An 18,314-nucleotide genomic window follows, 5' to 3' on the forward strand; every position below is an offset into this window, starting at 1 on the left:
GGATTCTAAGTGGCCAGACTTAACCTGGCCTTATAGAGGAGGGGGAATCAGCCGGCTTTGCCGGACGCCGTCCATTTGAGGAAGGCGTCGCGGTTGCGCGAGCAGATGAACACCTTGCCCGAGCCGGAAAAGCGCAGCACGATGCCTTCGCCGCTGGTCACGCTGTTGACGATATTGCCGAGGAAGCCGCCGATGCCGCCGCCGCCCGAGCCGCCGCCTGTGGTCACGGAAATCTCGTATTTCAGGCTGTTGTCCCAGCACACCACGTGGGAATTGTCGATCACGACATCCTTGCCTGGCTCGACGTCGAGCTGGAACATGGAGCCGAAGCCCGACACCACCACTTGCCCCGTGCCGGCAGTCTCCATGACGAAGAAGCCGCCCGACTGGGCGAACAAGGCGTTGCCGATGCTTTGCGTGCGCACCTTCATTTCCGTGCCCGAGGTGGCGGCGACAAAGGCGCCGTCGTTGAGCAGGTACTGGCGCGCGCCCACGTCGACCACTTCGATGGCGCCCGGCAGGGTGGGCGAGAGCAGGCAGTCGCCGCTGCCGCGCACCGCTTCGATATGCTGCTGGAAGAACGATTCGCCGTTGGCGAAGCGGCGCATGATGGCGCTGCCCAGGCCGCCCGTCATCTTGCCCTTCAAATCCAGCGCCGTTTCCATCATCACCATCGCATCCGATTCGCAATAGATGGTTTCGCCCTGTTTCATGCTGACGTGGAGGAAGGGATCGACGTCGCCCGTGACACTAAATACTGGCATGATAAATCTCCAAAAAAAAGCCGCCTGATTTGTGCAGGCGGCAGTAATGATATGACAAAAGTGCAATTCACCTTGGAAAACCGCCGCGCGCACGCTCCATGCGCGGCGCAGCAGGTTTAACGCGTGTGAATTTAAGCGTTCACGCCGAAAGAACGGGCGAGGGGGCCGAGGCCGCCGTTGAAGCCCTGGCCGATGGCCTTGAACTTCCATTCGCCGTTGTAGCGGTAGATTTCGCCAAAGATCATCGCCGTTTCCGTCGAGCTGTCTTCGGACAGGTCGTAGCGGGCGATTTCTTTTTCGCCTTCCGCGTTCAGGCAGCGGATGAAGGCTTTCGAGACCATGCCGAAGTTCTGGCGGCGCGCGTCGGCGTCGTGGATGGTGACGGTGATGCTGATGCGGTCGATGTCGGCTGGCACGCGGGTCAGGTCGATTTCGATGCGCTCATCGTCGCCTTCGCCTTCGCCCGTGGTGTTGTCGCCCGTGTGCACGACGGAACCGTCGGTCGACTTCAGGTTGTTGTAGAAGATAAAGTCAGAGTCGCCACGGACTTTACCGTCGTTTTTCAGGAGGAAAGCGCTGCCGTCAAGGTCGAAGGTGGCGCCGTCCGTCGAACGAGGATCCCAGCCGAGGCCGACGATGATCTTCTTCAGGTTCGGTGCTTCCTTGCTCAGGTTGACGTTGCCGCCTTTTTGCAAACTGATTGCCATGTGGTGCTCCTTAAATAAGTAAACTTGATCATGCCTGCATGGGATGAGCGCAAGGCGCTCGTGCCATCACTCTCTCAATTGGGGGCGGAACCCCCGATTTCAAGCTTGTGCCGCGTGCCGTTTGCGATAGCGCAGGGACGACCATAGCGAGACCAGGATGAAGGCCACGCCCGACAGGCCCGTGAACCACTCCGGAATATGGTACTTGACGGACGCCAGCATGATCAAGGCAAGGATGCCGATCGCATAGTGGGCGCCGTGCTCGAGGTAGACGAACTCGTCCAGCGTGCCCTTGTGCACGAGGTACACCGTCATCGAGCGCACGAACATGGCGCCGATGGCCAGGCCCAGCATGATGATGACGACGTCGTTGGTAATGGCAAAGGCGCCGATCACGCCGTCAAAGCTGAACGAGGCGTCCAGCACTTCCAGGTACAGGAAGCCGCCGATACTGCCGCGCGCCACGGTTTTCACCAGGTCGCCATTGCCGTTCCTGGCTGGCGCGGCGCCTTCCTCGGCGTCATCCTGCAAGTCCGGCTCGCCTTCTTCCAGCAAGCCGCTGATCCAGTTCACGCCGATGTAGACGGCGATGCCGACGATGCCCGACGCGAGCACGCTGTATTTGGCTTCCGCCGGGCCCATGGCCACGCAGGCGGCCACGGCGCCCATGGTGATCAGGACGGCCAGGCTTTCCGTGCCCAGCGCGTTGACTTTTTCCTCGGCCCAGCCCAGCCAGTGCAATTCCTTCTCGTCGTCGAACAGGAAGTTGAGGAACACCAGCAGCAAAAAGGCGCCGCCGAAGGCCGCCACTTGCGCATGGTTGTCCGTCAGGTGCTTGGCGTACACGTCCGGCGTGGTGGTGGCCATGGTCCACACGTCGACCAGGCCCAGGCCCGTGGCGACGGAAACGATGACGAGCGGGAATAGCAGCCGCATGCCGAAAACGGCCACGAGGATACCGACCGTGAGGAACAGTTTTTGCCAGAATTCATTCCAGTGGCGCAAGACGGAGGCATTCACCACGGCATTGTCGAACGACAGCGACACTTCCATGACGCCCAGCACGCCCGTGATCCACAGGGCATTGATCAGGCCGGGCATGCCGCCATGGCTGTAACCCCACCAGCCCGACACCGCCATCAGGATAAAGGTGACTAAAAAGGAAATTCTGAAATGCCGCATGAGTACCCCGTTGCAAGTATGAAAGACGTTTGATTATCCGCGCCGCCGTGCGCGCCGCGCTCAGTGTTGATATACGTCAATTGTTGTATATGCCATGATTTTATATTAGTTGCCGTCCGGGGCGGCGTTTTATAGACGGACGACAGACAGTTCTGCTGGCGCGGGCGATCTGCGATAATTGCGGCGCGCCCATCCGGCTGCCGCAGTCCCTCACACACTTTACAGACACATATAAGAAGGAATACCCCGTGGATATCGCTTACCTCGTCACGCCCCTGATCACCTGGATCCTGGTCGGACCGATCAAATTCCTGATCAACAGTGTCCGCACACGGCAATGGGCGTTCGGCCTGGTCGGCAATGGCGGCTTTCCCAGCAACCATAGCGCCGTCGTGTCCAGCATGGCCACCCTGATCGCCTTGCGCGAAGGCATAGGCCATCCCGCCTTCGGCGTGGCCGTGACCTTGGCCTTCATCGTCATCATCGACGCCAACAGCCTGCGCCAGCACGTGGGCAAGCAGGCGGCCGCCATCAACCGCCTGGCGGGGGAATCGGCCAGCGCCGCACACAAGACCTTGCGCGAGCGCATGGGCCATACCTTGGTGGAAATCGCCGGCGGCCTGTGCACGGGCGTGGCCATCGGTTTCCTGATCCATACCGTGTTTGCCCGCTAAGCACTCGTTTCCTCCCGTACAAACCCCGCCTGAAGGCGGGGTTTTGCGTTTCAGGGCGCAAAAACTACGTTTCATCCACTGATTAAAGCATTACAGGAAACGGCCGATTGACATGCCCGGATGCGCTCATGGATACTTTGGCGCTTGTGGTTTTAATAAAAATATATGCCTGCCATCGCCTGCAGTCCTATCCGGGCCGCCGGGACGGCCGTGGCGCTATCTATCCGGAGAATTACCCATGTTGCGCAAAACCCTGTTTGTTCTGGCAATCGCTTCTGCCCTGGCCGCCTGCGGCAAAGAGTCCAAAGATCCCGGCAAGGGCGGCAAGGATGGCAAGGAACAGGCGGGCGCTAGCGTTAATCTGCTGGTGTCCCCGGAAGACTTGCTGACCATCCAGAGCAATGCGCTGGCGTCGGGCCCTGTCATCACCGGTTCCGTGCAGCCCGAACGCAACGCGGACTTGCGCGCCGAAGTGTCGGCCGTGGTGATCCAGGTACTGAAGGAAAACGGCGAGATCGTCAAACGGGGCGACGTGCTCGTGCGCCTGGACGAAACGGCCATCCGCGACAGCCTCAATTCGGCCGAGGAAGCCAGCCGCGCCTCGAGCCAGGTGCTGGAGCAATCCGAACGCATGTTCCAGCGCATGAAAACCCTGCGCGCCTCGGGCATGACGTCGACGCAGGCGCTGGAAGACGCGGAAATCCGCCGCAACAATGCGCAAAGCGATCTGTCCGCCGCGAAAAGCCGCGCCGCCCAGGCGCGCCAGCAGTTGCAGCGCACCCTCGTGCGCGCCCCGTTCGACGGCATCGTGAGCGAGCGCAAGGTATCGAATGGCGATACGGCGCAAATCGGCAAGGAATTGATCAAGGTCATCGATCCGACCAGCATGCGCCTCGAAGGCCTGGTGTCGGCCGACAAGATCGGCGTCGTCAAGGTGGGTCAGCCCGTGCTGTTCCGCATCAATGGCTATCCTGGCCAGGATTTCGCGGGCAAGGTGCGCCGCGTCGATCCTGCCGCCAACGCCGTCACGCGCCAGGTGGCCGTGCTGGTCGATTTCAATGACAAGCAACAGCCGCGCGTGGCGGGCCTGTACGCGGAAGGGCGCATCGAGACGGAAACCGTCAGCGCGCTGATGATCCCCGACTCGGCCCTGGTCAAGGCCGGCGACGTCACGTACACGTGGAAAGTCAAGGACAAGGCCTTGCATAAAGTTAACTTGCGCATCGGCGCGCGCGACGTGCGCACGGGCCAGTGGGAAGTGCAAAGCGGCCTGGCCAGCGGCGATACCGTTCTGCGCACGCCGGGCTCGACCTTCAAGGATGGGCAGAAAGTGGAGCTGACGGCCGCCAAGGCCGTGCCCGCCGCCGCCGTGGCCAGCAGCAGCACCGCCGTTGCCGGTAAAGGAAACTAAGCCATGTTCCTTTCCGATTTCAGTATCAAGCGGCCCACCGCCACCATCGTCCTGATCCTGGCCATGATGTGCGTCGGCTTGCTGGCGCTCAAGAAACTGCGCGTCAACCAGAACCCGGACGTCGAAGTGCCGTTCATCGTCGTCAGCATTCCCTACCCTGGCGCATCGCCCGATACGGTCGAGCGCGAAGTGGTAAACCGCCTGGAAAAGTCCTTGCAGAGCATTTCCGGCGTGACCGAAGTCAACAGCGACTCGAATGAAGGTTCGGCCAGCATCTTCCTGAAGTTTTCCTTCAATACCAATCTGATCGAGGCGTCCGACAATATCCGCAATGCGATTGCCGCCGTGCGCTACAAGTTGCCGACGGAAATGCGCGAGCCTATCCTGCAGCGCATCGACCCGGCCGCCGAGCCCATCATGCAGCTGGCGCTGTCGTCGAATTCGCAAAGCCATGCGGAAATTTCGCGCCTGGCCGAGGACGTGCTGTCGGACCGCTTCCGCACCGTCGATGGCGTGGCGCTGGTCAACGTGGGCGGTTCGCTCAAGCGCGAACTGTCCGTGCTGCTGCGGGCGGAAAAATTGCGTGAATATAATGTTTCCGTCAGCGACGTCGTCACCGCCCTGCGCAACCAGAACACGAATGCCCCTGTGGGCAAGGTGCGCGGCACCCTGGATGAGAAAAGCATCCGCCTCGTGGGCCGCATCGAATCACCAGCCGACTTCGAGAAGGTGGTGATCAAGCGCCGCGGCGAGGAAATCGTGCGCCTGGCGCAAGTGGCCACCATCGAAGACGGCTTTGCCGAAGTCAACAGCCTGAGCATGCGCAGCGGCAAGCCCAACGTGGGCATTTCGATCACCCGCGTGCGCGATGCTTCCACCGTCAGCGTGGCCAACAAGATCCGCGACATGGTGGCGGACATCAACAAGACCTTGCCGAAAGGCACCTTGTTGCAAGTGACGCGCGACGGCGGCGAAAACGCCCAGCATAGCTTGAACAATGTGATCGAATCGCTGGTGCTGGGCGCCGTGCTGACGATTTTTGTCGTCTACGCCTTCCTGAACTCGTGGCGTTCGACCCTGATCACGGCGCTGAGCCTGCCCACGTCCGTGATTGCCGCCTTCATCGCCGTGTGGCTGTGCGGCTTTACCCTGAACTTCATGACCCTGCTGGGCCTGTCGCTGGCCATCGGCGTGCTGATCGATGACGCCATCGTCGTGCGTGAAAACATCGTGCGCCACATGCAAATGGGCAAGGACCGCCGCACGGCCGCGCTGGAAGGCACGGCCGAGATCGGCATGGCCGTGGCCGCCACGACCTTCTCGATTATCGCCGTCTTCATTCCCGTGGCCTTCATGCCCGGGATCTCCGGCGAATGGTTCCGTCCGTTTGCCTTGACGGTGACGTGCTCGGTGCTCGTCAGCCTGGGCATCTCGTTTACGCTCGACCCGATGCTGTCGGCCTACTGGGGCGACCCCGTCGAGGAACATTCGGCGCCGAAAAAAGGCATCGGCCGCGTGCTGGAAAAATTCAATCACTGGTTCGACCACCAGGCCGACCGTTACGGCCGCGTGATCGCCTGGGCCCTGCATCACCGCCGCTGGATGGCCGTCATCGCCTTCGGCAGCCTGGTGGGCGCCATCGTCCTGCACGCTACGCATGGCGGCACGAGTTTCCTGCCGGCATCCGATTCGGGCAATCTGATGATCAATGTGCGCACGCCGTCGTCGAGCAGCATCGAGTATTCGCGCTTGAAACTGGAAGCGGCGGCCGTGCTGGCGCGCACCTTGCCTGAAACCAAGGATACCAACAGCTCCATCAACGCGGGCGGCGGCCGCGTGTATGTCGACATCGGCAAGCGCAACACCCGCAAGCGTTCGGCCAAGGAAATCGCCGTCGAGCTGCGCGAGAAGATGTCGCGCCTGGTGGGCGCCGAATACGTGGTGCAGGATGACTTGAGCAACGGTTCGCAAAAGCCGATCCAGGTGGAATTCACGGGCCCGGATTCGCGCAAGCTCATGGAAATCACGAATGCCTACATGGACAAGCTGCGCGCCATTCCCGGCGCCGTCGACGTGGGCCTGTCCGAGCAGGACCCGAAGAACGAGCTGCAGATCGAGCTCAACCGTGGCCTGGCCAACTCGATGGGCATTTCCGTCAATGACGCGGCGCAATCGTTGCGCGTGGCATTTGCCGGCGTGGAAGTGGGTGACTGGGTCGATCCGACGGGCGAGACGCGCGACGTGGCCGTGCGCCTGCATCCCGACGACCGCGTGGCATCGGAAAACATCGAGCGCCTGCCGATCAGCGTGACGGGCACCTCGCAGATGGTGCCGCTCGACCAGATTGCCACCATTACCATGGGCAAGGGCCCGTCCGGCATCGAGCACAAGAATGGCAAGCGCACGATCACCGTGTCGGCCAATGCGCAGGGCCGCTCGAATGGCGAAGTGACGAGCGACGCCATGAAGCTGGCCAACTCCATCGACTTCCCGCCCGGCTACGGCCTGGCGCTGGGCGGCGCCGGCCAGGACCAGCAGGAGCTGTTCACGGAAATGCTGATCGCGCTGGTGATGGGTATCGGCCTGATGTATTTGATCCTGGTCATGCAGTTCGGTTCATTTACCGCGCCGGTGGCGGTGATGATGTCCTTGCCGCTCAGTTTGATCGGCGTGGTGGTGGCGCTGGTGATCACGAACAATACCCTCAACCTGATGAGCTTTATCGGCATCATCATGCTGATGGGGCTGGTCGCCAAGAACGCCATCCTGCTGCTCGACGCGGCGCGCAAGCGCGAGGAAGAAGGCCATGGCCGCGAAGATGCGCTGATGTATGCGGGCCGCATGCGTCTGCGCCCCATCCTGATGACGACGTTCGCGCTGATCGCCGGCATGTTCCCCGTGGCGCTGGGCCTGGGCGAGGGTGGCGAGTTCTACCGTCCACTGGCGATCGCCATCATCGGCGGCACCATCACCTCGACGATTCTGACCCTGCTGGTCGTGCCGACCTTCTATGACAGCATCGAAATCGCCCGCGATGGCGCCGTGGCCAAGTTCCACCGCCGCGCCGCGCGCATGCCTGTGGCTTTCGCCCTGATCCTGACCCTGATCGAGTGCGTGCTGACCTTGCTGCTGGTGCGCTTCGTCTACCGCATGCTGAAGAAGGCCGTGCTGTTCCTGATGGGACGCCGCACGCCGAAAGCGGCGTCGGTCAGCCTGCAAAAGTAAGTCAGGCAGCCTCGGCTGCGCAATCCTTGTGCCAGGTCAAAGAGCCTTCTTCGGAAGGCTCTTTTTACGTCCGGTGCTCTACAATCGTAGGATGGGTGGGCAGGATCGCCAGCCTGGTATCGGGATACTTTTTCGATATTTTTCAACGGCAATGTGTCACGGCAACGTAACGGACCAGTACCATGTTCTCCAGCCTCCGGCACTCCAGTCTCGGCATCCTCATGGCATGCCTGCTGGCCGCCTGCGCCGTCGGGCCGGACTTCCGGCCTCCCGCCGCTCCCGGCGGCGACCGCTACACGCCGACGCCGTTGCCGGCGCAAACCGTGGCCGCGCCAGGTCCCGCCGGCCAGGCGCAGCGCTTCGTGCCGGGCCAGGATATCCCCGCGCAATGGTGGTCGCTGTTCCAGTCGCCGGCGCTGGACCAGCTCGTGCGCGACGCCCTGGCGCGCAGTCCCGGCCTGGCGTCGGCCCAGGCGGCCCTGCGCCAGGCCGATGAAAACTACCGCGCCCTGTCCGGCAGCCTGCTGTACCCCGAGGTGGGCGCCAGGCTGGGCGTCAGCCGCGAAAAAAACAGCAGCCTGGAAAGCAAGGGCGGCATCCTCAATTTGTACAATGCCTCGGTGAATGTGTCGTATGCGCTGGATGTATTTGGCGGCAACAAGCGCCAGCTGGAAGGCTTGCAGGCGCTGGTCGACTATCGGCAATATCAGCTCGAAGCGGCGTACCTGGCCCTGACGGCCAACCTCGTGACGGCGGCCATCCGCGAAGCGTCGCTGCGCGCCCAGCTGCAGGCCACCGGCGAAATACTCGACGCGCAGCAGAAACAGCTGGACCTGGTCGAGCAGCAATTGCGCTTCGGCGCCATCGGCCGCGCCACGGTGCTGGTCCAGCGCAACACGGTGGCGCAGACGCGCTCCAGCGTGCCGCCGCTGGAAAAGGCGCTGGCCCTGACGCGCCACCAGCTGTCCGTGTATGCGGGCCGCTTGCCCAGCGAGCCCGGCATGCCTGAATTCGACCTGGCGTCGCTGCGCCTGCCGCAGGACTTGCCCGTCTCCCTGCCGTCGGCCCTGGTGCGCCAGCGTCCCGACATCCGCGCCAGCGAAGCGCTGCTGCAGCAGGCCAGCGCGCAGATCGGCGTCGCCACGGCGGCCATGTATCCCCAGTTCACCCTGACGGGCAATGTCGGCGCGCTGGCCACCAGCGTTCCCGCGCTGCTGCACGCCAGTTCTGCCGTGTGGGGCGCGGCGGCCGGGCTGGCCCAGCCCATTTTCAATGGGGGCGCGCTGCGCGCCCGGCGGCGTGCCGCCATCGCCGCCTACGAGGGCGCGGCGGCCTATTACCGCGCCACCGTGCTGGCCGCCTTCCAGAATGTGGCGGACAGCTTGCGCGCCCTCGAGGCCGATGCGGCCGCCTTGCAGCAGCAAGCCGAGGTGGAGGCGCTGGCCAGCGAATCGCTGGCGCTGAGTACGCAGCAATTCAAGCTGGGCGCCATCAGCTATCTGAGCCTGCTGGACGCCCAGCGCACCTACCAGCAGGCCAGGGTGGGGCTGGTGCAGGCGCAGGCGGCCCGCTATGCCGATAGCGCCGCGCTGTTCCAGGCGCTGGGCGGCGGCTGGTGGAACCGTCCTGCGCTGCAGGCCGTTTCCATGGCGGCAGACTGACGGGCTGGCACGGCAAGGTCTTGCAACACGACATGCGCAATGGCAGCCGCAAGCAACGACAAGGAGCGTATCCATGACGAAACGCACGAAACGCATGCTCATCATGCTGGGGGCGGTGGTGCTGTTGATTGCCCTGCTGGCGCTGGGATTTTTCCTGCACATCCGCCAGCTTATGGCCAGTTCGCCCAAGTCCACGCCGGAAACGGTGTCGGCGACCGTCATCCGCAAGGTCGAGTGGCAGCCGCACCTGGCGTCCGTGGGGACCCTGGTGGCCGTGCGCGGCGTCGACGTGACGAGCGAAATCGCCGGTCTCGTCAGGTCTATCCATTTCAAGTCCGGCCAGGAAGTGAAGGCAGGACAAGTGCTGCTGCAGCTGAATGCGGACGCCGACCTGGCGCAATTGCGCGCCCTGGAGGCGGCGGCCGAACTGGCCGCGTCCGTGCTGGCGCGCGACCGCCAGCAATTTGCCGTGCAGGCGATCAGCCAGGCGCAGGTCGACAACGACGTGGCCGATGTGAAAAGCCGCAAGGCCCTGGCGGCCCAGCAGGCGGCGCTGGTAGACAAGAAAACCATCCGCGCGCCGTTCGCGGGCAAGCTCGGCATCACCACGGTCAACCCGGGCCAGTACCTCAATCCCGGCGACAAGATCGTCACCTTGCAAACCATCGATCCCATCTATGTGGACTTTTATATTCCGCAAAAGCAGCTGGGCGGGCTGCAGGTGGGCCAGGTGCTGAACCTGTCCAGCGATGCGCATGCGAACACGGCGTTTGCGGGCAAGGTCAGCGCCATCAGTTCCAAGGTCGACCCCGCCACGCGCAATGTGCAGGTGGAGGCCACGGTGGCCAATCCCCAGCGGCAGTTGTTGCCGGGCATGTTTGCCAACGTCAAGGTGGAAGTGGGAGAAAAGAAACAGTACCTGACCTTGCCGCAGACGGCGATCACCTACAACCCGTATGGTTCCACCGTCTTCGTCGTGCAGCCGGCGCAGCAGGCGCCCAAGGCCGCCGCGCCGGGCGGCGCCGCTCCCGCCGCCCCGCTGCCGAAGGCGGGCGAGCTGGTGGTGCGGCAAGTGTTCGTCACGACGGGCGAAACGCGCGGCGACCAGGTGGCCGTGCTGACGGGGCTCACCGAGGGGCAGCAAGTCGTCACCAGCGGGCAGATCAAGCTCAAGAACGGCAGTCCCGTGGTGATCAGCAACGTCGTCGAGCCGCGCAACAATCCGCAGCCCACGCCGCAGGAACACTGAGGCGCCGCCATGCACTTCACCGATCTCTTTATCCGCCGGCCCGTGCTGGCGATGGTGGTCAGCCTGCTGCTGGTGGTGCTGGGCTTGCGTTCCCTGTTCAGCTTGCCCGTCAACCAGTATCCGAAGACGCAGAACGCCGTCGTGACGATCTCGACCACCTATTACGGCGCCGACGCGCAGACGGTGGCCGGTTTTATCACGCAGCCGCTGGAATCGGCCATCGCCCAGGCGCAGGGTATCGATTACCTGTCTTCGTCCAGCAGCAGCGGCGTGTCGACCATCACGGCCACCCTGCGCCTCAATTACGATGCGAACCGGGCTTTGACGGAGATCAATACCCAGGTCAGTTCCGTGAAGAACCAGTTGCCCGCCCAGGCGCAGACGCCCGTGCTGACGGTGGCGATGGGGCAGACGACGGACGCCATGTACCTGGGCTTTTACAGCAAGACCTTGCCGACGAATAATGTGACGGATTACCTGAGCCGCGTGGTCAAGCCCAAGCTCGATTCCATCAGCGGCGTGCAGACGGCGGAACTGCTGGGCGCGCGCCTGTTCGCCCTGCGCGCCTGGCTCGACGCGGACAAGATGGCCGCGTTCGGCGTGACGGCGGCCGAGGTCAGCACCGCCCTGGGCAATAACAATTACCTGGCCGCGCTGGGGTCCAGCAAGGGCCAGATGGTGACCGTTCCCCTGACGGCGGGCACGGATCTGCATTCCGTCGAGGAATTCCGTCAGCTCGTCGTCAAGGGCAGCGGCGACTCCATCGTGCGTCTGGAAGACCTGGCCACTGTCGTGCTGGGTTCGGAAAACTATGATTTCAATGTGGCCTTCAGCGGCGTGCGTTCCGTCTTCATCGGTATCAAGGTGGCGCCGGAAGCCAATATCCTCGACGTGGCCAAGCGCGTGCGCGCCAGCTTTCCCGATATCCAGTCCCAGCTGCCGGCCGGGCTGACGGGGGAAATCGTGTATGACTCGACCTTTTTCATCAATACCTCGATCCGGGAAGTCATCAAGACCCTGGTCGAGGCGCTGCTGATCGTCACCATCGTCATCTATCTGTTCCTGGGCAGCCTGCGGGCCGTGATCGTGCCCGTGATCGCCATGCCGCTGTCCCTGATCGGCACGTTTACGGCCATGCTGGCGCTCGGCTATTCCATCAATTTGCTGACCTTGCTCGCCATCGTGCTGGCCATCGGCCTGGTGGTCGACGACGCCATCATCGTGGTGGAAAACGTGGACCGCCACATGAAGCAGGGCCAGCCGCCGCTGGAAGCGAGTCTGCTGGCGGCGCGCGAACTGGGCAGCCCGATTCTGGCCATGACGGTGGTGCTTATCGCCGTGTACGTGCCCATCGGTTTCCAGGGTGGCCTGACGGGCGCGCTGTTCACGGAATTCGCCTTTACCCTGGCCGGTGCCGTGGCCGTGTCGGGCATCGTGGCCCTGACCCTGTCGCCGATGATGTGTTCGCGTTTTTTCCGTCCGGAACAGGATAGCGGCCGCTTCGTGCAAGCGATCGACCGCGTTTTCGGCAAGGTGCACGACACGTACCAGCGCCTGCTGCACGCGCTGCTCGACACCTGGGTGGTGCTCATCGTCATGGCGGCGCTATTGATGGTGGTGCTGGGGCTGATGTTCAAGATGTCACAGTCCGAGCTGGCGCCCGAGGAAGACCAGGGCGTCGTGCTGTCGCAGGTGGTGGGCGACCCGACGGCCACGTCGGACCAGATGCAGGTGTACGCCGAGCAGATCTACCAGGTGGCCAAGGCCATGCCCGAATACAGCCAGATGTTCCAGATCACGGGCGTGCCGACGGTCAACTCGGGTTTTGGCGGCATGCTGATGACGCCGTGGAACGAGCGCACGCGCAGCGCCAAGGAAGTGCAGCAGGACTTGCAGGCGGGCTGGAACCGCATTGCCGGCGCCCGCGTGGCCGCCTTCCAGTTTCCCGCCTTGCCCGGTTCCTCGGGCTTGCCCGTGCAGTTCGTCATCGCCACCACGGAGCCGTTTGAAAATCTCGACACCATTGCGCAGCAGGTGCTGGAGAAGGCGCGTTCATCGGGCAAGTTCTATTTCATCGATACGGACTTGAAAATCGACAAGCCGCAAGCGACCGTCGTGATCGACCGCGACAGTGTCGCCGCGCTCGGCATGACGCAGCAGGATGTGGGGCAGGCGCTGGGCGCGGCCCTGGGCGGCGGCTATGTCAATTACTTTTCCATCGCCGGGCGCTCTTATAAAGTGATCCCGCAGGTACTGCAGGTGGATCGCCTGAACCCGTCGGCAGTACTGGATTTTCACATCAAGACACCCAGCGGCACGATGATACCGGCCAGTACCGTCGCGCATATCCAGTACGACGTCGTGCCCGAGTCGATCAACCGCTTCCAGCAACTCAATTCCGTGACACTTTCCGGCGTGTCCGGCGCCTCGCAGGGCGAGGTGCTGGCCTTCATGCGCGACACGCTGGCCCAGGTGGCGCCCAGCGGCTACACGGCCGATTATGCGGGGCAGTCGCGCCAGTTCGTGCAGGAATCGGGCGGCTTCATCGTCACCATGCTGTTTGCCGTGGTGATCGTTTTCCTGGCGCTGGCGGCGCAGTTCGAGAGTTTTCGCGACCCCGTCGTGATCCTCGTTTCCGTGCCGCTGGCCCTCTTTGGCGCCACCATGTTCATCTTCCTGGGCTTTGCATCGATCAACATTTACACGGAAGTGGGCCTGGTGACCCTGATGGGACTGATCAGCAAGCACGGCATCCTGATCGTGGAAGTGGCCAATCAGCTGCAAAAGACAGGCAAGAGCAAGCGCGAGGCCGTCGAGGAGGCGGCCGCCGTGCGCCTGCGCCCCATCCTGATGACGACGGCCGCCATGGTGTTTGGCGTGCTGCCGCTGGTGATCGCCTCGGGCGCGGGCGCGGCCGGGCGTCACGCGATGGGGCTGGTGATTTTCACGGGCCTGTCCATCGGCACCTTGTTTACCCTGTTCGTGGTGCCTGCCATGTATCTGTTCCTGGCGGCGGACCACCAGGCGCTGAGCGCACGGGGAACGGTGAAGGCGGCGCCAGCCCATTGATGCGCTGCAGCGGGAAGAATTGCTGTGCCGTGCAACACAAAGAGCCTTCGTTGGAAGGCTCTTTGTTGCTGAATCCTGTGCTCGTTGCCGGGTTGCGGGGCCGGTCGCCGCAGCGGAGCGGGCGCAGCCTTTAGCTGCTGCGTGGCGGTGGTGTGGTGGTACCCGCCCCTGTGCCGGTCCCGGGCGTGGTGCCATTGCCAGGCGGGGTGGTTGGCGGCGTGCTCGTGCCGTCGGGATTGGTGGTCGTGCCCGGTGCAACGGATGGGGTGGCGGGCGCGGTGGTGTCCGGCGTGGTGGTGCCGCTGGTGCCCGAGGTGCCGCTGCCGCCCGTGCCGGGCGTGGTGGCGGGCGTAGCTGGCGTGGCCGGTGTGGCTGGAGCGGTGGTGGTTTCGTTATGCTTGTTGCAGCCGCCCAGCAGCGCGCAGACGATGGCGGTGCCGAGGACAAGTTTGCTGGTGCTAGGGAGTGGGGCCGTCATGATTGTTCCTTTCTCGTTCGAACGCTGTCGTGGGTGATCCTACCTGCCAGGCGGTCTGCCACAGTGCCGGCAGGCCACCGCAGCAAGGCTGGCATCGCTTGCAAAAAATTAGAGTGGGCGGGTGCGCGCAGGTTCACCGGATTTACAAATCAGTGGCCATCGGCAGCAGGATCGGCGATCCGTTTTGATATGGCGCAAACGCGCCACGTGAACGAGAAAGAAAGGGCCAGGACAGGACGTCCCGGCCGCGGGCGAAGGGTTTATTGGGCGGCAGGGGCCTTGCTCACTTCCACTTCCCAATCCACGCCTGACTCGACATGATGTTGGGAGGCAAAGTCACCCTGGCTGATGGCCACGGCCACGTCGAGCAGGCTGTTCAGGTAGACCAGGGGCTTGCCCTTGGCGACGCCGCCGAACGTGTGTTCGAAGGGCGCCGTGACCTTGGCCACTTGCTTGCCCTTGTGCAGGATGCGCACTTGCAGCGGGTCATGCAGTTTTACCTGCAATTCGTCGAGCAGCGATTTCGGGATATTCGTCCAGACATTGCCATATTTCACATCGAGCACGGGCACGATGCCGCGAATGGTATTGCCGTCGCGCACAGGTTTTTGATACGCGATCTTCACCACGGATTCGCTGGGCAATGACGGGCCCACCTGTTCGTAGGTGATGGCGCCCGAGGCCAGGCGGGCGCCCACGTACGCGTACACGTCGCGGCCATGGAAAGTGTAGGACTCGGCGGAACCCGCCAGGCGGTTGACCTTTTCATCGATTTCACGCAGTTCGGCCACGCCGTCGCGCTCGGCGATCAGCGTGAACAGGCCGTTGTCCGGACCCACGAAGTAACGACCACCCTTGGTTTTCAGCACCACCGACTTGCGCGCCGTGCCCACGCCCGGGTCGATGACGGAAACAAACACCGTGCCTTGCGGCCAGTAATTGGCCGTCTGGTACAAACGGTAGGCCCCCAGCCAGATGTCGTAGTCGGGAATCTGGTGCGTCAGGTCCGAAATGGTGAGCCGGGGATCGACGCCATAGGCGACGCCATGCATGGCGGACACGGCGCCGTCGGCCGTGCCGAAGTCCGTCATCAGCACCAGCGGCGCGGCAGCCTGGGCGCTCGATAACAGGAGGGCGCTCAGGCAGGCACCGGCGACGATGCTGGAGATTCGTTTGATAATCATGTTTTATCCTTTGCTTTTAGTACAAATAACAGTGCTTGGAAACGCATAACAAAACCGTAGCGAGCGGTAGTGAGTTGTGGCTAAGAAGCGCAACCGTACTTTAGTACGGTGAGCATCGCAGGCCGCAAATCACGACGCGCAGTAGGTTTTGTTGACGTTTAAAATGTGTAGCTCAGCTTGGCGTAGAAGTACGCGCCGTTCACGCCGATGGGGTTAATGAAATTGTAGGGCAGGGCGCCGCCATACGTGGCGTTGTTCGTTTCCCGCACGCGCTGCGGATAGCGGTCGAGGATGTTGTTACCGCCCACGCTCACCGTCAGCTGCTTGCTCAGCTTTAACTGGCCTTCCAGGTCCAGCGACCACACGGCGCCGAAACGCTGCGCGGGAGTGCCGTCGATCAGGGGCGCATCGCTGTCGTACGAAAAGTCTTTCAGCTCGCCAAAGCGCGTGGCGCGCGCCTGCACGCCCCAGCCGGCCGCCTGCCAGTCGGCGCCGAGGATCACTTTGCTGGCGGGAGACGCATGTTTGATGCGGAACAAACTCGTCTCCGTCAGCAGGGGCAGACTCGGGTCGATGGCGCCCAGCGCGGTGGAGCTCTGGCGCACCTTGTCGAGACTGGTCTTGTTCAGGTTGAGGGCTGCGTTCAGGTTCAGCTTGCCTGACGTGAAGGCCAGGTCGTGGTTCAGCACCACGTCCAGGCCTTTGGTACGCGTGTCGAGCAAATTGGCCAGGTAGGCCACGGACTGGATGTCGCCGCGGCCATTTGCGGCCAGGTAGGCGGTGACGGCGTCGCTTTGCAAGTCGCTCGAACGCGTGATGCGGTCGCGGATGCGGATCACGTAGGCGTCCACCGTCACGCTGGTGGCGGCCGCCGGTTTCCAGGCCAGGCCCAGCGAGACGTTCGTCGATTTTTCCGGTTTCAGCTGTTGCGCGCCGAAGCTGCGCGCGAGCGGGTCGCTGGCCGGCAGCAAGGCCGCCGTTTGCAGGGCCGTGCCATCGGCGTTGAAGTTCAAGGTGGCGAAGCGGAAACCCGTCTGCACGAGGGCCGGTGCGCGGAAGCTGTTCGACAGCGAGCCGCGCACGAGGAAGTCGTCCGTCACTTTATAGCGCGTCGACAGCTTGCCTGTGCTGGCGCTGCCGAAGTCGCTGTAGCGGGAATAGCGGGCGGCGGCGCCCACCAGCAGGCGCGGCGTGAGGTCGCTTTCCACGTCCGCATACACGGAGCGGATTTGCCGGCTGCCGTCGTAGGCGTCCGATGGACGCAAGCCCGGTCCGGCCTGCGCGCCCGGTGGCGCATCGGTAAAACTGCTGGCCGCATACGAGGCAGGATCGCCGGCCGAGCTGGTGTAGGTTTCGCGCATCCATTCGGCGCCCACGGCCACGCTCAAGGGGGCGGGCAAGCCGATGTCGATGCTGCGCGTGGCATCGATATTCAGGGCGTTCTGGCGGAAGTCGAAACCGGCCAGATTGAAACGCGTGGGGCTGGCCGCGCCCAGCGAGGCGTTGACGGAGTGGCTTACGCCATAGTCAAAGCGGTCGCTGCCGTGGCGCGCGCTGGCGTCCCAGTTCCACTCGCCCGCGCTGCCGCGCACGCCGGCAACGATGCTGAGGTCGCGCTTGTCGCCGTTGGTGACGGGGCGGTAGCCGTTCGGATACAGCGCCGGCACGTTCGACGGGTCGCCCGGATAGCGGAAGTAGGCGCTGCCGTCCGATGTGCGTTCGTTGAGGGTGGCAAACGAGTACAGGTCGAGTCCGTTGGCCAGGGTGAGCTGGGTGTTGTAGAACAGATAGTTGTTGCGCTGGCGCGAGTCGCCCGACTTGAACACCACCTTGCCGTCGAGCGCCTGGTCTGCCGGCGTGAAGTTGGAGGAAGTCCAGCCCGCGTCGCTGGGGCCGGCCCGTTCCGTGGGCGAACGGCGCCGCGTTTCCGCGCCGAAGCGGAAGAATCCCGCCTCGCCCAGCGGCACGCCGTAGTCGGCGTTGACGATGACGGTCTGGCCATCCGTCAGGGTTTGATCCGTCGGGTCGAAATGCGTGTGGTTGGCACCGTAGCTGACGGAGGCGGCGCCGCCTGTGCGCGCCTTTTTCAGCACGATGTTGATGACGCCCGCCACGGCGTCGCTGCCGTACTGGGCGCCGGCGCCGTCGCGCAGGATTTCGATATGGTCGATGGCGTTCGGCGGAATGGCGTTGATGTCGACCGGCACGGTGCCGGCAAAGCTGCTTTCCGTGTCGAGCACGGCGCTCGTGTGGCGGCGCTTGCCGTTGATCAGCACCAGCACCTGGTCGGGCGCCAGGCCCCGCAACTGGATGCCGCGCACGGAATCGGACGCGCCGCTCGATTCGATGCGCGGGAAGTTGATCGACGGCGACAGGTTTTGCAGGGCCGCGCCCACGTCGCCCGAGGCCAGCGCATTGCTCACTTCCCGCGCGCCGAAGCGGTCGATGGGCACGCTGCTGTCGAACACCGTGCGGTTGCGCGCGCGCGAACCGACGACGGTGACCTGGTCGATGCTGGCGCTGGCTGGCGTTGCGGCGCCGGTGGCGGTGTCATCAGCCTGAGCCCAGGCGGGCGCGGCGCCCAGCATGGCGCAGGCCAGCACGATGGCGCGCAGCGGCGTGGCGGGAAGGGAAGGCGTGGCGTATGAATGGCGCGGATACAAGGCGGTGTCCTTTGGGCTCGATTAGTGTTAGTACGGAAACAGTTGCA

General features: G+C 63.6%; 12 protein-coding genes. 6 read left to right on the forward strand and 6 right to left on the reverse strand.

The window, feature by feature from the left end; translation table 11 throughout:
* Positions 1-47: 47 nt before the first annotated feature.
* From ACQ4W4_RS25285 to ACQ4W4_RS25295, 3 genes are all read right to left on the reverse strand, one after another.
* Positions 48-764, reverse strand: coding sequence for a TIGR00266 family protein (locus ACQ4W4_RS25285; protein WP_070224704.1), 717 nt, complete (start codon positions 762-764; stop codon positions 48-50).
* Positions 765-895: 131 nt separating this feature from the next.
* Complete coding sequence (locus tag ACQ4W4_RS25290; protein ID WP_070290657.1) at positions 896-1,471, reverse strand: TerD family protein; 576 nt, start codon at positions 1,469-1,471, stop codon at positions 896-898.
* 99 nt (positions 1,472-1,570) lie between these two features.
* Positions 1,571-2,653 carry a DUF475 domain-containing protein gene (locus tag ACQ4W4_RS25295; RefSeq protein ID WP_436544293.1) on the reverse strand — a complete coding sequence of 361 codons (1,083 nt, stop codon included), beginning with the start codon at positions 2,651-2,653 and terminating at the stop codon, positions 1,571-1,573.
* 248 nt (positions 2,654-2,901) lie between these two features.
* On the opposite strand from ACQ4W4_RS25295, the gene ACQ4W4_RS25300 reads away from it, so the two are divergent.
* The 6 genes from ACQ4W4_RS25300 (at position 2,902) to ACQ4W4_RS25325 (ending at position 13,942) form a co-directional block, all read left to right on the forward strand.
* The gene (locus tag ACQ4W4_RS25300) at positions 2,902-3,327 is read left to right on the forward strand and encodes a divergent PAP2 family protein (RefSeq protein ID WP_436544294.1); all 426 of its coding nucleotides are present in this window, start codon (positions 2,902-2,904) and stop codon (positions 3,325-3,327) included.
* Between the two features lie 238 nt (positions 3,328-3,565).
* Positions 3,566-4,738 carry an efflux RND transporter periplasmic adaptor subunit gene (locus ACQ4W4_RS25305; protein ID WP_436544295.1) on the forward strand — a complete coding sequence of 391 codons (1,173 nt, stop codon included), beginning with the start codon at positions 3,566-3,568 and terminating at the stop codon, positions 4,736-4,738.
* Positions 4,739-4,741: 3 nt separating this feature from the next.
* On the forward strand, positions 4,742-7,963 hold the full coding sequence (locus ACQ4W4_RS25310) for an efflux RND transporter permease subunit (protein WP_436544296.1): 3,222 nt from the start codon (positions 4,742-4,744) through the stop codon (positions 7,961-7,963).
* A gap of 182 nt (positions 7,964-8,145) precedes the next feature.
* A complete protein-coding gene (locus ACQ4W4_RS25315; protein ID WP_436544297.1) occupies positions 8,146-9,624 on the forward strand; it encodes an efflux transporter outer membrane subunit in 1,479 nt (492 codons plus the stop codon).
* Positions 9,625-9,697: 73 nt separating this feature from the next.
* Positions 9,698-10,873 (forward strand): efflux RND transporter periplasmic adaptor subunit, encoded by a 1,176-nt coding sequence (locus ACQ4W4_RS25320; protein WP_436544298.1) that lies wholly within the window; start codon positions 9,698-9,700, stop codon positions 10,871-10,873.
* 9 nt (positions 10,874-10,882) lie between these two features.
* The gene (locus ACQ4W4_RS25325; RefSeq protein WP_436544299.1) at positions 10,883-13,942 is read left to right on the forward strand and encodes an efflux RND transporter permease subunit; all 3,060 of its coding nucleotides are present in this window, start codon (positions 10,883-10,885) and stop codon (positions 13,940-13,942) included.
* A gap of 130 nt (positions 13,943-14,072) precedes the next feature.
* On the opposite strand, the gene ACQ4W4_RS25330 is transcribed toward ACQ4W4_RS25325, so the two are convergent.
* The 3 genes from ACQ4W4_RS25330 to ACQ4W4_RS25340 form a co-directional block, all read right to left on the reverse strand.
* Complete coding sequence (locus tag ACQ4W4_RS25330; protein ID WP_436544300.1) at positions 14,073-14,420, reverse strand: hypothetical protein; 348 nt, start codon at positions 14,418-14,420, stop codon at positions 14,073-14,075.
* Positions 14,421-14,680: 260 nt separating this feature from the next.
* Positions 14,681-15,604, reverse strand: a complete 924-nt coding sequence (locus tag ACQ4W4_RS25335; protein ID WP_436544301.1) for an SAM hydrolase/SAM-dependent halogenase family protein — start codon at positions 15,602-15,604, stop codon at positions 14,681-14,683.
* A gap of 158 nt (positions 15,605-15,762) precedes the next feature.
* The gene (locus ACQ4W4_RS25340) at positions 15,763-18,267 is read right to left on the reverse strand and encodes a TonB-dependent receptor plug domain-containing protein (protein ID WP_436544302.1); all 2,505 of its coding nucleotides are present in this window, start codon (positions 18,265-18,267) and stop codon (positions 15,763-15,765) included.
* Positions 18,268-18,314: the final 47 nt, after the last annotated feature.

The organism is Janthinobacterium glycogeni (genome assembly GCF_051380725.1).
Classification (GTDB): Bacteria; Pseudomonadota; Gammaproteobacteria; order Burkholderiales; family Burkholderiaceae_D; genus Janthinobacterium.

Excerpts from the sequence above, each read along its gene's own strand:
- ACQ4W4_RS25325 (WP_436544299.1), top strand. The coding sequence starts at position 10,883 with ATGCACTTCACCGATCTCTTTATCCGCCGGCCCGTGCTGGCGATGGTG.
- ACQ4W4_RS25310 (WP_436544296.1), top strand. The coding sequence starts at position 4,742 with ATGTTCCTTTCCGATTTCAGTATCAAGCGGCCCACCGCCACCATCGTC.
- ACQ4W4_RS25305 (WP_436544295.1), top strand. The coding sequence starts at position 3,566 with ATGTTGCGCAAAACCCTGTTTGTTCTGGCAATCGCTTCTGCCCTGGCC.
- ACQ4W4_RS25320 (WP_436544298.1), top strand. The coding sequence starts at position 9,698 with ATGACGAAACGCACGAAACGCATGCTCATCATGCTGGGGGCGGTGGTG.
- ACQ4W4_RS25335 (WP_436544301.1), bottom strand. The coding sequence starts at position 15,604 with ATGATTATCAAACGAATCTCCAGCATCGTCGCCGGTGCCTGCCTGAGC.
- ACQ4W4_RS25285 (WP_070224704.1), bottom strand. The coding sequence starts at position 764 with ATGCCAGTATTTAGTGTCACGGGCGACGTCGATCCCTTCCTCCACGTC.
- ACQ4W4_RS25315 (WP_436544297.1), top strand. The coding sequence starts at position 8,146 with ATGTTCTCCAGCCTCCGGCACTCCAGTCTCGGCATCCTCATGGCATGC.
- ACQ4W4_RS25295 (WP_436544293.1), bottom strand. The coding sequence starts at position 2,653 with ATGCGGCATTTCAGAATTTCCTTTTTAGTCACCTTTATCCTGATGGCG.
- ACQ4W4_RS25330 (WP_436544300.1), bottom strand. The coding sequence starts at position 14,420 with ATGACGGCCCCACTCCCTAGCACCAGCAAACTTGTCCTCGGCACCGCC.
- ACQ4W4_RS25290 (WP_070290657.1), bottom strand. The coding sequence starts at position 1,471 with ATGGCAATCAGTTTGCAAAAAGGCGGCAACGTCAACCTGAGCAAGGAA.